Raw genomic sequence first — 13,225 nt, 5'->3', positions numbered from 1 at the left:
GATGATCCGGTCATGGAACGACCAGTAGAAAGCAGGGAGGATCGAATGTCACAGAAAGTCACGGCCCGATCGGGGGGACGCGCGGTCGCTCAGCTTCTCCTCCGCGGAGCGGTGGGCGGAACGATGATCGCGCACGGCCTCAAACATGGTCGCTCACTCGACGGCACGGCGAATTGGTTCGGTTCCATCGGTTTCCAGAAGCCCAAACTGCAGGCGCAGGCCAGCGCAGTCGTCGAGGTCGGGGCGGGGACGGCGCTGGTGGCCGGCGCGGCCACGCCGCTCAGCGCTGCGGCGGTCGTCGGCACGATGGCTGTCGCCGCCCGGTCGGTCCACCTGCCCAACGGGTTCTTCATCACGTCCGAGGGGTGGGAGTACGTGATGAACCTCGCGACCGCATCGGTGGCGCTGGCGTCACTCGGCGCCGGGCCGCTCAGTGTGGATCGCGCGATCGGGTTGGACAAGAAGCTGTCCGGGCGGCGCGGTGCCGCGCTCGCCGCCGCGGTAGGGCTCGGTGCCGCAGGTGCGCAGTTGGCGACGTTCTACCGCGCACCTGCCGCGTCGTAGGACTCTCGAACCGGATGATCGGGGCCGGCGGGTGCTCAGGGCAACTCCACCTTCGCCGCCAGCCACCGGTCATCGACACGTTCCATCGTCATCTCCACCCGGCTGCGATCGATACGGGGTTCGGGGGTGGAGGCGTTGCGCACACTCTGATCGACGAACAACAACACGACCACCTTGCTGGGAGATGCGGACTCGATACCGGATGCGATGACCTTTCCCTCGGCGTTCGCCTGGTTGTCGACGAGCAGTTGCCGTAGCTGTTCGCTCGACTTCGCATACATGGACTTGAACTCGCCGGTGGCACCGTCGAGTACCGCAGTGAAGTCCTCGTCGATGGAATCCGCGCTGACGCTGGTCAGGGTGACCGCGTAGTCGCGCGCGGTGTCGAGTGCGGCCGAGGCGGCCGAGTCGGTGGCGTGATCGGTCTTGTACTGCCACCCGAACCAGCCCAGCAGGGCCAGCGCAGCAACCGAGACGAGTGACGCCACTACGAGACCGCCGCGTCGAAACCGGCCCGATACAGCGCTGTTTCGAGTCCCGGGGCCGCTCGGCGGCGCGGCGTCCTCGTCGTGATCCGAACCGCTCGACTCGTCCGACTCGCTGCTCGGCTCGTCGTTAGCGGATTCCGGGTTCGTGGATTCCTTGCTTTCGGATTCCTTGCTTTCGGATTCGGGCTGCGCGTCGGTGTCCTTGTCGGTGTCCGTGTGGATCTCCTCGGGATCGGTCACCTCGCGGCTCGCTGCGCTCTCGCTCGAGACGGTGGTCGTCCGGCTCATCGGAACTCCTTTCGTCGTTGTGTACTGGGCTGGGCTGGGCTGGGTCAGGGCAGTGCCGGGCCTCCGAACGGCAGCGGAATCGATTGCGGCCCCTGTGGTGTCGGGTTGGTCCGGGCATGGGGATCGGTGCCGGGTGCCGGGCCGTAGGTGTCATCGCCGGGCGGTCGGGGGGCGTTGCGGGCCCCGCGGATCAGCACACTCGGATCGTCATCGGGGCAGTAGGTGTTGAGAAACGGTTCGGGGAAATCGGGTTGCGACGCCGGGAGCCGGGGAAGCTGATAGTCACAGGAATTCCGCGGATAGATGTTGACCGCCGCCCAGATACCACCGTCGCGCATCGTGGTGGTCAGTGCGTGCAGGGCCGAGCCGTCGCGATACTGCGGGAAGAAGAACTCGTTGAGCGCCGGAATCCGGAGGTAGGCCATCTGGGTCACCGTCGCGAGGTTCCCCAGCAGCTGCACCATCGTCGGCGAGTTGTCGGCGATGATGGCATCCACGTCCTCGAGCAACCGCGGTGTTCGGGCCAGCAACGTGTGCAGGCCGTCGGGTGTCCGTGCGACACCCGACATGATCCGGTCGAGATCGCGGGAGGTGTCCCGCAACGCCGGTCCGGCCTGGCCGAGTGTCGTCAGGACGGTTCGGCTCGAACGAAGAAGGGACACCGTCTGCGGCAGAACGGAATCCAAGGTGGAGATGAGGAAGGTACCACCGTCGATGATCTGGCGGAGCTTCTCGGGACCGGCCGGACCGACGCCGAGCTCCCGACTGACCGTCCGCAGCTTCTGCGGATCGATCTGCGTCAACATGCCGTCCATGTCGTCGAGTAGGTCCGCGAGCGGAATCGGGGTCGACGTCGCGTCCGCGTCGATCTCGGCGCCGTCGGTGAGGTACGGGCCGTCGTCGCTCGTCGGCCGGAAGTCGAGGTACTGCTCACCGGCGAACGACAGGCCGGCGACGCGTACCTCGCCGTCGAGGGGAATGTCGACGGCCGAGTCGATGGATGCCACGGCGACGACCCCGTCGGCGGTGAGATCGACGGACGCGATCCGTCCGACTGGGACACCACGGAGCGTGACCTTCTGTTGCGCGAGCAGTCCACCGGATTCGGTGAAGTGCACACGCACGGTGATGGTCTCGTCGGTCGGCGACATGTTGAACACTCCGCCGGCGAGGTAACCGATCCCGAGTAGCAGGATCGCGACGAGACCGACCGCGGACAGCAGCAGGCGGTGGCGGACGCCGGCGCGAACCACCCGGGTGACGCCTCGGGCCGGTGCGTCGGACACCCGGAAGGCATTGGCGGCGTGAGATGTCGCGGTCATCGTGGCGGCACCAACTTCTGCCGTAGGCGTTGCAGGGTGTAGGCGAGGGTGCCGGCGAAGTTGTCGGCATCGGAGAGGTCGGGCAGTCTGCTGCCGGGATCGGCATGGTGATTCGGGTCTGCCAGCGCGCCGATCGCCAGGTCCTGTAGGTCGGCATCCACGTGTGCAGCTGTCGAACTGGTGATCTTGATGACGGGCGCCAGGAGTTCGTTCATCGCCTCGACCTCGATGCCGGGTGCGGTGGCCGCCCGGTTGAGCTCGGCGGAGATCCGGTTGAGATTGGCGGTGAGATGTTGGGTCTCGCCGGTCTTGACCGACGGGAACCGCGACAGGGTGGTGCTGATGCTGCCGATCTGATCGACGAGGCCGAGGATCTCGTCGGTGTGGGCGGCGATGACATCGAGCGCGGGACCGGCCGCGGCGAGGGCATCGTCGAGAACCGGCTTCCGTGTCGACATCGTCGTCACCAGGCGATCTGTCTGGCGTAGCGCCGACCGCAGTTCACCGGACCGACGCGACAGCGACGAGATCAGCCGGGTGGATCGGGCGATCAGCGCGGCCAATTCGTCACCGTTGTCGCCGACGGTACGGCCGAGGCCGTTGACTATCGTCGTCAGGTCCCGCAGCACGCCGCCGTTGACCAGGACCGCCGACGTCGCGAGCACCTCCTCCACCGTCGCCGCGGCGGCGGTGTCGGACAACGGGATCGTGTCGCCGTCGATGAGCGTCCCGCCCGGCGCCTCCCCACCCGGCTCCGGCGGTTCGAGACCGACGAAGACATCGCCGAGCGGGGTCGCGGACCGCAACTCTGCGCGGGTCCCGACCGGCAGGATGACGTCATCGCGGATCCGGAGACTGACCAGCGCCGTGTAGTCACGGACCCGCATGGAGTCCACCTCGCCGATGTCGGCGCCGCTGAGTCGGACCTTGGCCTGCTGCGGTAGGTTGAGGGCGTTCACGAATTCGGCAGTGATGGTGTAGGTGTCGCCCGTCCCACTGTCGCGGCGGGGCAGGGGAAGGTCGCCGAGACCGACGCCACATCCACTGGCGAGGAGCGCGGCCATGAGCACGGCGAGAGCGCGGACCAATCGACGTCGGGTCATGGTGTCTCCCCGGCCAGGCCCTCGAGCATCGCGCTCATGCCGAAGTCGGGGCCGAAGTCGCGCAGTGTCCCGGTGTTGCAACCGAGTTCCCGGATGCGCAGCACATTGCAGACCTCTTTCACCAATTGGCTGTCGAAGAACACCTTCTCCAGCTGGGCGTGGACGCGGGCGATCCCGTTGCGCTGGTCGATGGAGTTGTACGCGTTGTCGAGGAGAAGCGGTGTCACATCGAGGAACTCGGCGAGCTGGCGGCGGGAGTCGGCTAGGGCTCTGGTCACCGTCTCGGCGCTCGACACCGTGTTGCGCACCGATGTGCGACGTTGTTCGAGCAGCGTGGTGGCCTCCGCGAGCACGCGATTGAGCTGCGCGCCGGTGGTACCCCACCCCAGCTGTTTTTCGGCGAAGAGGTCGGCGAGTTGTTCGATGGCCGAGCCGAATCGGCGTATCGCCCCGTCGTTGCGTGCGGCCGCGTCACTCAGCGTGGACAGATTGTCCACCGTCGCGGTCAGAGCCTCTCGGGTGTCGGCCCCGTGGTCCGGGCCGAGCGCGAGTGCCTCGGACAGGGCGGTCAGCGCGGATCGGATGTCGTCGCCGTTGCCGGAGGTGGTGGCCGCACCCGCCGACAGGATGTCGGCGATCGGCCCGTTGCCGTTGCCGTCGCCGTCGAGACTCAGGGCCAGCTCGTCGGCCATGGCCAGCGATCGGTCGACGTCCACGGGTGTCTTGGTGCGCGACAGGTCGATCACCGCGTCGTCGGCCAGACGTGGGCCGGATCGGTACACGGGGGTGAGCTCGATGTGTCGATCGGTGAGGACGGAGGTCGACACCGTGACGGCCGAGACATCTGCGGGCACCGGGACGTCGCCGTCGATGCTCATGGCGACCTCGACCGCGGTGGCCCGCGGGGTGATCCGGGTGATCTCGCCGACCTGCATGCCCAGCACCGACACGGCATTGCCAACGAAAAGGCCGGATGCACTGTCGAACTGGGCGATCACGTCGACGGTGTCCGCGGCGTCGTCGCGCAGGACCCGGTAGCCGCCGACCGCGAGGAGCGCGACGACACCAACGACGAGCAGCCGGATCAGCCATGTCTTCATCGGCAGTCCTTGAAGTACGGCGGCAGATTGACGAGACCGGCCTGCTTGGAGATCGCGCACATCCACGAGTCGATGAGCGGGCCGGACGATGAGGTGAAGTCGACCTCGTTGCCGGTGCCGGTTGTGTTGGCGAAGTTGCGGACGGGTATCGGCAGGACCTCCAGGGTGTTCCGGAGCAGTGCGTCGTTGCGCTCCAGCGATCCGAGGAGGCCCTCGAGGTTCGACACCAGGCGGTTGAGGCCGTCCCGGTCGTCGACGACCAGCCGGCGCAGCCGTGTGATCACCTCCGTCGACGCGTCGAGCATCCGCTGGATCATCACCCGCCGCTGCAGCACGGCACGCAGCAACCGTTCGCCACGGGTCACCAGGTCGCCGAGACTCGCCTGCTGCTCGCGCACCACGGTGGTGAGTTGCTCGGTGCTGGTGAGCAACGCCCCGATCTGATCACGCCGGTCGGCGATGATCGCCGACAGGTTCTCGATGTTGTCGAGCACCTGGGGGATCAGCTGGGGGGTGTCGTCGAGTTGTGTTGCCAAGGTGGTCATCGACTGCCCGATCTTCTCCGCGTCCACCTGCTCGAAGGTGACCGTGGCGTTCTGCAGTACCTGTTGCAGGTCGTAGGGGACATGCGTTTGCGGCAGGGGGATGGTCGCGTCGGGCAGCGACCCCTCGCCGGCCGGGCGGATCTCGACATACCGCGAGCCGAGCAGCGTGGTGAGTTTGATCGATGCCTCGGTCGCCTCGCCGAGCGCGACACCGCTGTCGACCTCCATGCCGACGGTCACGAAGGTCCCGGACAACTCCGTGCTCGTCACGCGGCCCACCTGGACGCCGGCGATGTTCACGCCGTCGCCGGTCGATACCCCGGCCGCCTGCGCGAACTGCGCTCGGATGTCCTGCTTTCCGGGGCCGCTGGCCTGGATCTGCAGCAGGACCAGAATGAATGCGGCGATGAGAACCAGTGCGACCGCGCCGATCACGACCTTGTTGCGGTTCTCCAGCGGCACGGACCGTTGTTTCGCCACGGCGGAGCGGATGCGTCGGATCATGAGGTCACCTGCACACCGGTGAGTTGGTGATCTCGCCTCCGGGCGTGGCACCGGCGACCACGGAGGGGATGACGGTACTGAGCGCCGGGATCAGGGTCACGTTGAAGTTGCACAGGTAGGTGTCGATGTAGGCGCCGCTCTGCGTGACCCGTGCGAGGCCCTTCAGCAGGGGCGGCAGGTTGTATCCGAGATAGGCGAACGGTTCCTTGTCAGCGAGAAAGTGCCCGATGAAACCCGGTTCGCGGTCGAGCATCTGCTGGAACTCGGGCAGCGCCCCCGCAGCCATCGAGGCCGCGCGATCGACGACGCGGGCCGTCGAGTCCAGGGCGGGGAAGAACTCCTTTTCCTTCTCGGACAGTTTCACGAAGATCTCCCGTGCGCGCGTCACGATGCTGTCGACGTTGCCGCGCTGGGCGGCGAGGGTCCCGACGACGTCGGACAAGTTGGTGATCACGTCGCCGAGGACCTGGTCGGGACCGGCGACGGACTCGGCGAGAGTCGAGGTCTGTGCGATGAGGGTGGCGATCGAACCGGTGTCGCCCTGCAGGGACCGGATGATGGCGTCGGTGATGTTCTCGATCTGCCCGGGATCCAGCACACTGAAGAGCGGCTCGAATCCGTTGAGCACCGCGGAGATGTCGAAGGACGGCTCGGTGTGGTCGATCGGGATCTCGTTGTCGGGCAGAGGAGTGGGTTCGCCGAAGTCTCCCCTGGACAGGCCCAGATAGCGTTGACCGACCACGTTCTGGTAGGTGATGGAGGCCTTCGTGTTGCTGTCGACCGCCTGATCGGCCTCGACGCGGAACGTCACACGCGCCACCGTGCCGTCGAGTTCGACCATGTCCACACGTCCGACCCGGATACCCGCCATGCGGACGTCGTCGCCCGGCTTGAGTCCCGTGACGTCGGTGAAATGTGCTGTGTACGTGGCTGAATCGCCGTCGACACCGCGTTGCAGCGTGACCACGACGGTCGACGTGAGGCCGACCGCCACGACCAGGAAGATCACCAGACCGATGAGTGGGCGCCGGACGCTCATCGCGGCCCCGGCGGTGTCGTGGCCGGCAGGGCGTGGGCCGCCGGTGACACAGTGATGTCGGAACCGCGGGCCAGCGGGCCGAGCAGCAGGGTGGTGGTGACCGGAGGCCCACCGACGAGACCGGCGAGCTGGGTCTGCTCGTCGGCGCTGCCCACCGAACCGACATTCCCGCCCATCGCGGCCGGCCGGTACCCGGGGGTCATTCCCTCGCGCTTCGTGATGACCGGCGGCGCGACGGATTCCGGGGCGGTCGAGCAGCTCGGGCCTTCGAGCTCGCCGTACCGAGGGCAGTCGGCACGCGTGTAGAGCCGGTGCGGAGTGAACTGGAACATGAACTTTCCCCTGCCGTTCTGGAGACCACGCGGCCAGAACTCGGTGAACCATTTCTCGGAGATCACGTTGATCTCGGTGACGATCCCGGTGAACGACGAACTACCGCGGGCGACGACGTCGACGACGGGCGCCGCGGTCCGGGTGATGGTCAGAAGCTGATCGACGTTGTTGCGCATGGCCTCGTCGACGCGACCGGCGGTCGTTGATCCGGCCGCGAGAAAGGTGGTGAGCGCAGCGGATTCCCGGACCACGGTCTGCATCGGTACCACCGACGAGTGCAGTGCGTCGAGAAGATCGGGCGCCGACGACCGCAGCCCGGTGACCGCGGTGTTGAGCGCGCGCAGGGTGGACGGTGCGCCCGGTGTCAGTACCGCGTCGAGTTCGCGCGTGATCCGGTCGAGTTGTGCACCGGCCGCGGCGATGTCGGTGCCCCGCCGGTCGGTGGCGGCCGCGACGGCGGCGAGCAGACCGATCGTCTCGTCGTCGCGTTCACGGCCGGTGGCGGCGACGATGTCGCGTAGCTGTGAGAGCGTCGTCTGGAACTGGACGGTGTCTTTGCTCTCGTCCTCGGCGATCACGGCGCCGGAGGTGATCGCCGGTGCAGACCCGTTGTCGAGCAACTGAACCGACGACACCGCGAACAAGTTGCTCGGTACCACTCGCGCGGTGACCGTGCTCGGGATGCCGGCGGCTCGCGCGGGATCGAGGTCGATCTCCACGACGTTGGGGGTGTCCGCGGTCTCCGGGACCACCGAACGAACGGCGCCGACGAGGACCCCGCGGTACTTCACATCGGAGTTCTTCGGGAGTCCGTCGCCGACGTCGGTGAGCTCGGCACGCACCGGGACGGACGCCGTGAAGGCGCCGTCGGCCTTGAGCCAGATCGCGGTCAGTGCGACCGCGACGACGATGAGCGCCACCAGTCCACTGAGCACCAGCCGGGACTTCCTGAGTCCCCGCGGCCCCTCCTCGAATCCCACCGACATGGCTATCCGCTCAACCTCGCGGCCGACGCGATACCCCAGAACACGATGGTGAGGAGCAGATTCGCCAAGATCATGGCGGAGATCGCGGCTCGCATGGCCCGGCCGGCCGCTGTCCCGACTCCCTGCGGTCCACCGCTGGCGTAGTAGCCGTAGTAGCACTGGACCGTGGAGGTGATGATGACGAAGATGATGGCCTTCGCCAGGGAGTAGAGCACGTCGACCGGATTGAGCACGATCTCGAAGTAGTGCTGGTACGTGCCACCCGAGAGTCCACCGGCGAGGCCCACGATGGTCTGCACGGCAAGGTAATTCAAGGCCAGGCAGAGCAGGTACAGCGGTATCACCGCGACGACGGCGGCGAAGAGGCGCGTCGACACGAGGTAGGGTATGGGCCGGATCGCCAACGACTCCAGGGCATCGATCTCTTCAGAGATCCGCATCGCCCCGAGCTGCGCGGTGAACCGGCAGCCGGCCTGCGCGGCGAACGCCAGTGACGCCATGATGGGTGCGAGTTCGCGGGTCGTCGCGGTCGAGGCGACCATGCCCGCTGCCGGTTCCATGCCCAGGAGGTGCAAGGCGTTGTATCCCTCGATGCCGACGATCGCGCCGGCGGAGGCCCCCAGCACGATGATGACGCCGGCGGTGCCGCCGCCGACCACGATGGAGCCGTTGCCCCATGTGACATCGGAGATGACCCGGAGGGTTTCCTTGCCGTAGTGCCGCAGCGCCAAGGGAATTGCCGCCACCGCGCGGAAGAAGAACGCCGCCATGTGGCCGACGCGGGCCAACGCATCGGAGACCGCCGTCGCGGATCTGACGATCGGGCGCGCTCCGGGAGGGTAATAGGGTGCGGCCATCAGAAACCGGTCCGGGGGAACAGCATCACGTACAGCTGGGTGAACCCGACGTTGACCAACATGAGCAGGATGATCGACGCGACCACCGTGGCGTTCACGGAGTTGGCGACGCCGGCCGGTCCGCCGCGGGTGGTGAGACCCTTCTGGCAGGCGACGATCGCCACGATGGCGCCGAACACGACGGACTTGATCATGGTGAGGATGAAGTCGGCGACCGTGGCGAACGAGGCGAACGTCGCGACGAAAGTTCCCGGTGTCCCTTCTTGCACAAAAGCATTGAACACATAGCCGGAGAAGAATCCGACAAAGCAGATGATCCCGGTCAGCGCCGCGCTGACGATGACTGCGGCCGCGAGCCGTGGAACCACGAGGCGCCGGATGACCGACAGTCCCATGACCTCCATCGCATCGATCTCGTCCCGGATCTTGCGTGAGCCCAGATCGGCACACACCGCGGACCCGGCGGCCGCGGCCATGAGGAGGGCCGCCACCATCGGAGCGCCCTGCCGGATCACCGCGAGTCCGCTGGCGGCGCCCGCCAACGACGTGGCGCCCACTTGCGCAGCGAGCAGCGCGAATTGGATGGACAAGGTCATCCCGATGGGGATGGCGACGAACACCGTCGGCATCGCCGACGCCGATGCCATGAAGGCCGACTGCCGGATGAACTCGGCCACCGGGAACTTGCCCGTGACGATGTCGACGATCAGGTGGCGGGTCGCCTGGAGGCCCAGGACGCACTGGCCACCGACGGTCTCGAGCGCTGCGAGTGGATGGCGACGGAGATAGCCACGAAACCAGGCGGCCACCTCGGCGTTGGCCGATCGCCGCGGGGCCGGGGGCGGCGCCCCGATCTCGCGATCGACGGTGGCCGCACCCCGGCGGAGAGGTGTCGCCTGTTGAGCGATCGCCATGATTGCCTTTCTGCGCTGCTGCGCCGACCGTCGATGTCGGCCGTGCGCGGGAGCGGTGTCCGAGGGGTGCCCGGACACCGCCGGTCGTGCGCGAGCGTGGTCAAACGGATGTCAGATGTACCAACCGCCGTTCACGCCGATCACCTGACCGGTGATGAATCCGGCATGGTCGGAACACAAGAACGCCGCCGCTGCCGCGATGTCGTCGGGCATACCGGCGCGCCGGACCGGGGTCATCGCCGCCAGATCCTCCAGTTTCGGGATGTGTCCGGCCTTCACCCCGGCTTCGGCCATCGGAGTTGCGATGATCGACGGCGGGATGGTGTTCGCGGTGATGCCCTGCGGCGAGTACTCGAACGCGAGGGCCTTGGTCAGTGCGATAACCCCGCCCTTCGAGGCCACGTAGTGGGCCCGCTCGGGGGCACCCGACTGCGCGCTGGAGGACGAGATGGTGACAATCCGTCCCCAGCCGCCGGCCTGCATGTCGGGGATCATCGACTGCGTGCAGTTGAACGTCCCGGTCAGGTTCACGGCGATGAGGCGATCCCAGTCCTCCTGGGAGATGTCGGTGTACGGAGACTGTGCCTCGATCCCGGCGCTGGTCACCAGGATCTCGACCGGGCCGAACCTCTCGCGCACCATGCCGGCCGCCTTGTCCACATCCGTGCGGTCGGCGACGTCGACGGCCACGGCGATGGACTCGCCGCCGTCGGAGTTCAGCCGCCGCGCCACCGATTCGGCTGCGTCGCCGTTGATGTCGAGCACCGCGACCCGATGGCCCGCCGAACTGAGATGTTCGGCGACCGCCTGCCCGATGCCGGAGCCACCGCCGGTGACCACCGCGACCCGGCCGGCAGAGGCCCGCTCCGTCATGACTTCTCGCCCTTCGGGGTGAACTCGAGATGGAGGCTGGTGATGCCGCGCAGGATGTAGGTCGGCTCGTACTCGTAGTGCCGATCGCCGGACGGCCCGTGGTGTTCGGTCGAGACCCGGATGTCATCCATGCGCTCGAGGAACTTCTCGATCGTCACGCGGCCTTCGACGCGGGCGAGGGGAGCGCCCGGGCACGAATGGATTCCGCGGCCGAACGCGAGTTGCTCGCGGACATTGGTCCGGTCGAGGTCGAGATCGTTCGGTTCGGGGAAGTGATCAGGGTCGCGGTTCACCGCACCCGGGCAGATCATCACCGTGGTCCCGATCGGGATCGGCACGTCGCCGATGGTCGTGTCGCGGCGGGCGACCCGGAATGCGCTCTTGACCGGGCTCTCCATCCGAAGCGTTTCCTCGACGAACAGCGGGATGAGATCCGGGTCGTCACGCAGTTTCTGCTGGAGCTCCGGCCGTTCGCCGATGAACCGCAATGCCGCGCTGATCAGTTTCGTCGTGGTCTCCTGGCCGGCGGCGAAGAGGAAGGTGGCCGTCCGGACCACCTCGATCACCTCGGGTGTTGCGCCGTCCTTGTACTTGGCCTCGGCGAGCCCGGTGAGGACGTCACCGCGCGGTTCGCGTCGACGGTCCTCGATGTAGGCGCTGAACTTGTCGTCGAGCCACTGCAGCGGATTGTCGGCCATGACCTCGAGATCGAGCGCGCCGGGACGAGCACCGGGCCGGGGTGCGCCCAGGGCGATCCGGAACTCCTCGTGGTCCTCCTCGGGCACTCCGAGGAAGTCGGCGATCGTGAGCAGCGAGAACGGTTTCGCGTAGTTGTTCATCAGCTCGCAGTGACCGCTGTCGATGAACGTGTCGATGTACCGGTCGCACAAGCGGGTCATGAACTCTTCGTTCTCCCGGATGCGCCTCGGTGTCAGGAGGCGGCTCAGGAGGCTACGTGCCTTGGTGTGGTCGGGCGGGTCCATCGTGACCATGTGCTCGTACAGCGGGAACTCGGCGCGGTGCGCCTCGATCTGGGCGCTGATGTCGTCGCCGTCCGGGCTGAACGGCAGGCCCGGGAAGGGGCCGGTCGCGGAGATGCACGAGGAGAAGTTCTCCGTGTCCTTGAGTACGGCGACCGCTTCGGCATGGCCGGTGATCGCATACACACCCATATGCGGTTCGCGGGTGATGGGCCCCTTGCTGCGGAGTTCCTCGTAGTACGGGTACGGGTCGGGTACGAGCTCCTCGGACGTGAAGTAATTGAGCTCGGACAGTTCGCTCACCGAATCCTTGAGTTCACTCATGCGGCCTCCTCGGACCTCGTCGATCAGTCGTTGACTGGCGTCATTCTCGAATGCAGAAATCACGTTCTCAGGTGGGCAAATCCCTCTGGGGTCTGAAGCGGGGGATTGGGCCGTTTGCTGTGCACTCGCTCAGCACATGTGATTACAGTTACCACGATCACAGAAGTGAGGTCAAGATCACATCGGTTCGGTTTGGGATCGTCCGATCGGGCTACAGTGGGCCGATCCGAAATGAGAGGTGACGCGTGGGAGTGGGACGGAGGGTCGGGTCCCCCGACGCCAGGAATCGAGCGCTCCTGCTGGACGCCGCGGAGCGTCTGATGATGGAAAAGGGTTATGCCGCAGTCTCTTCCAGAAGAGTTGCGGACGCCGCCGGGTTGAAGCCGCAACTCGTTCACTACTACTTCCGGACGATGGACGAACTGTTTCTCGAAATGTTCCGGCGTCGCGCGCAGGACGGTCTCGAGTATCAGCGCGCGCTACTTCGATCTCCTCAGCCACTGTGGGCACTCTGGCAGTTCAGCGTCGAGCCGACGGTCGCGAAGTTCACCACCGAACTCCTCGCGTTGGCGAACCATCGCAAACAGCTGCGGGCGGAGATCGCCCGATACTCCGCTGAACTGCGCAAAGAGGCCCAGGATGCCTTCGAGGAGTTGCTGCCCTCCTACGGCGTCGACACCGAACGTCTTCCCGCGGCCGTGGCGATCGTCCTGATGACGAGCGTGTCCAGGGTGGTCATGATGGAGGAGTCGCTCGGCTTCTCGGACGGTCATCGCGAGACGTTCGCGTTCGTCGAGAGCTACCTCACCGAGTTGGAAGGTGAGCCGAGGCAACAATATTCCGAGCCGGCACCGTTCGTGGGCTGAGGTCAGGCGCTGCGGCGACACGTCGTCGACCCAGGAGCGTCGAGGTCGGTCGACGAGTGTGAGAATGATGTTTCCATTTTCGGAAACGACGGGTACTCTCACGGAGAACAAACTGTTCTACTGAGTGAGGGGATTCCAC

At 66.6% G+C, this 13,225-nt stretch carries 13 protein-coding genes; 2 read left to right on the top strand and 11 right to left on the bottom strand.

The window, feature by feature from the left end:
• The first annotated feature begins 45 nt into the window (after window positions 1-45).
• The gene (locus VZC37_RS03810) at window positions 46-564 is read left to right on the top strand and encodes a DoxX family protein (RefSeq protein WP_330431072.1); all 519 of its coding nucleotides are present in this window, start codon (window positions 46-48) and stop codon (window positions 562-564) included.
• 35 nt (window positions 565-599) lie between these two features.
• On the opposite strand, the gene VZC37_RS03805 is transcribed toward VZC37_RS03810, so the two are convergent.
• From VZC37_RS03805 to VZC37_RS03755, 11 genes are all read right to left on the bottom strand, one after another.
• Window positions 600-1,340, bottom strand: coding sequence for a hypothetical protein (locus tag VZC37_RS03805; protein ID WP_330431071.1), 741 nt, complete (start codon window positions 1,338-1,340; stop codon window positions 600-602).
• A 44-nt stretch (window positions 1,341-1,384) separates the two neighbouring features.
• Window positions 1,385-2,662 (bottom strand): MlaD family protein, encoded by a 1,278-nt coding sequence (locus VZC37_RS03800; protein WP_330431070.1) that lies wholly within the window; start codon window positions 2,660-2,662, stop codon window positions 1,385-1,387.
• Complete coding sequence (locus VZC37_RS03795; RefSeq protein ID WP_330431069.1) at window positions 2,659-3,765, bottom strand: MCE family protein; 1,107 nt, start codon at window positions 3,763-3,765, stop codon at window positions 2,659-2,661. The genes VZC37_RS03800 and VZC37_RS03795 overlap by 4 nt, the downstream gene beginning before the upstream one ends.
• Window positions 3,762-4,865 carry an MCE family protein gene (locus VZC37_RS03790; protein WP_330431068.1) on the bottom strand — a complete coding sequence of 368 codons (1,104 nt, stop codon included), beginning with the start codon at window positions 4,863-4,865 and terminating at the stop codon, window positions 3,762-3,764. The genes VZC37_RS03795 and VZC37_RS03790 overlap by 4 nt, the downstream gene beginning before the upstream one ends.
• Complete coding sequence (locus tag VZC37_RS03785; protein WP_330431067.1) at window positions 4,862-5,914, bottom strand: MlaD family protein; 1,053 nt, start codon at window positions 5,912-5,914, stop codon at window positions 4,862-4,864. The genes VZC37_RS03790 and VZC37_RS03785 overlap by 4 nt, the downstream gene beginning before the upstream one ends.
• A gap of 4 nt (window positions 5,915-5,918) precedes the next feature.
• Entirely contained in the window at window positions 5,919-6,953 is a 1,035-nt protein-coding gene (locus VZC37_RS03780) for an MlaD family protein (RefSeq protein WP_330431066.1), read from the bottom strand.
• Window positions 6,950-8,272, bottom strand: coding sequence for an MlaD family protein (locus VZC37_RS03775; RefSeq protein ID WP_330431065.1), 1,323 nt, complete (start codon window positions 8,270-8,272; stop codon window positions 6,950-6,952). Before VZC37_RS03775 ends, VZC37_RS03780 begins: the two co-directional genes overlap by 4 nt.
• A 2-nt stretch (window positions 8,273-8,274) precedes the next feature.
• The gene (locus VZC37_RS03770) at window positions 8,275-9,129 is read right to left on the bottom strand and encodes an ABC transporter permease (RefSeq protein WP_330431064.1); all 855 of its coding nucleotides are present in this window, start codon (window positions 9,127-9,129) and stop codon (window positions 8,275-8,277) included.
• Entirely contained in the window at window positions 9,129-10,043 is a 915-nt protein-coding gene (locus tag VZC37_RS03765; RefSeq protein ID WP_330431063.1) for an MlaE family ABC transporter permease, read from the bottom strand. Before VZC37_RS03765 ends, VZC37_RS03770 begins: the two co-directional genes overlap by 1 nt.
• A gap of 111 nt (window positions 10,044-10,154) precedes the next feature.
• Window positions 10,155-10,916 (bottom strand): SDR family NAD(P)-dependent oxidoreductase, encoded by a 762-nt coding sequence (locus VZC37_RS03760; RefSeq protein WP_330431062.1) that lies wholly within the window; start codon window positions 10,914-10,916, stop codon window positions 10,155-10,157.
• Window positions 10,913-12,199 carry a cytochrome P450 gene (locus VZC37_RS03755; RefSeq protein WP_431309346.1) on the bottom strand — a complete coding sequence of 429 codons (1,287 nt, stop codon included), beginning with the start codon at window positions 12,197-12,199 and terminating at the stop codon, window positions 10,913-10,915. Before VZC37_RS03755 ends, VZC37_RS03760 begins: the two co-directional genes overlap by 4 nt.
• Before the next feature lie 266 nt (window positions 12,200-12,465).
• Here VZC37_RS03755 and VZC37_RS03750 point away from each other — a divergent pair, with 266 nt between their 5' ends.
• Window positions 12,466-13,086, top strand: coding sequence for a TetR/AcrR family transcriptional regulator (locus VZC37_RS03750; RefSeq protein WP_330431060.1), 621 nt, complete (start codon window positions 12,466-12,468; stop codon window positions 13,084-13,086).
• Window positions 13,087-13,225 lie beyond the last annotated feature (139 nt).

Origin of the sequence: Gordonia sesuvii (assembly GCF_036350415.1) — a bacterium.
In the GTDB taxonomy this organism is placed as follows: Bacteria; Actinomycetota; Actinomycetes; order Mycobacteriales; family Mycobacteriaceae; genus Gordonia; species Gordonia sesuvii.
This window is presented reverse-complemented; position numbering and strand designations above follow the sequence as displayed.

What these genes read in the sequence shown, in the direction of transcription:
- VZC37_RS03810 (WP_330431072.1), top strand. Translation starts at nt 46, where the DNA reads ATGTCACAGAAAGTCACGGCCCGATCGGGGGGACGCGCGGTCGCTCAG.
- VZC37_RS03805 (WP_330431071.1), bottom strand. Translation starts at nt 1,340, where the DNA reads ATGAGCCGGACGACCACCGTCTCGAGCGAGAGCGCAGCGAGCCGCGAG.
- VZC37_RS03800 (WP_330431070.1), bottom strand. Translation starts at nt 2,662, where the DNA reads ATGACCGCGACATCTCACGCCGCCAATGCCTTCCGGGTGTCCGACGCA.
- VZC37_RS03795 (WP_330431069.1), bottom strand. Translation starts at nt 3,765, where the DNA reads ATGACCCGACGTCGATTGGTCCGCGCTCTCGCCGTGCTCATGGCCGCG.
- VZC37_RS03790 (WP_330431068.1), bottom strand. Translation starts at nt 4,865, where the DNA reads ATGAAGACATGGCTGATCCGGCTGCTCGTCGTTGGTGTCGTCGCGCTC.
- VZC37_RS03785 (WP_330431067.1), bottom strand. Translation starts at nt 5,914, where the DNA reads ATGATCCGACGCATCCGCTCCGCCGTGGCGAAACAACGGTCCGTGCCG.
- VZC37_RS03780 (WP_330431066.1), bottom strand. Translation starts at nt 6,953, where the DNA reads ATGAGCGTCCGGCGCCCACTCATCGGTCTGGTGATCTTCCTGGTCGTG.
- VZC37_RS03775 (WP_330431065.1), bottom strand. Translation starts at nt 8,272, where the DNA reads ATGTCGGTGGGATTCGAGGAGGGGCCGCGGGGACTCAGGAAGTCCCGG.
- VZC37_RS03770 (WP_330431064.1), bottom strand. Translation starts at nt 9,129, where the DNA reads ATGGCCGCACCCTATTACCCTCCCGGAGCGCGCCCGATCGTCAGATCC.
- VZC37_RS03765 (WP_330431063.1), bottom strand. Translation starts at nt 10,043, where the DNA reads ATGGCGATCGCTCAACAGGCGACACCTCTCCGCCGGGGTGCGGCCACC.
- VZC37_RS03760 (WP_330431062.1), bottom strand. Translation starts at nt 10,916, where the DNA reads ATGACGGAGCGGGCCTCTGCCGGCCGGGTCGCGGTGGTCACCGGCGGT.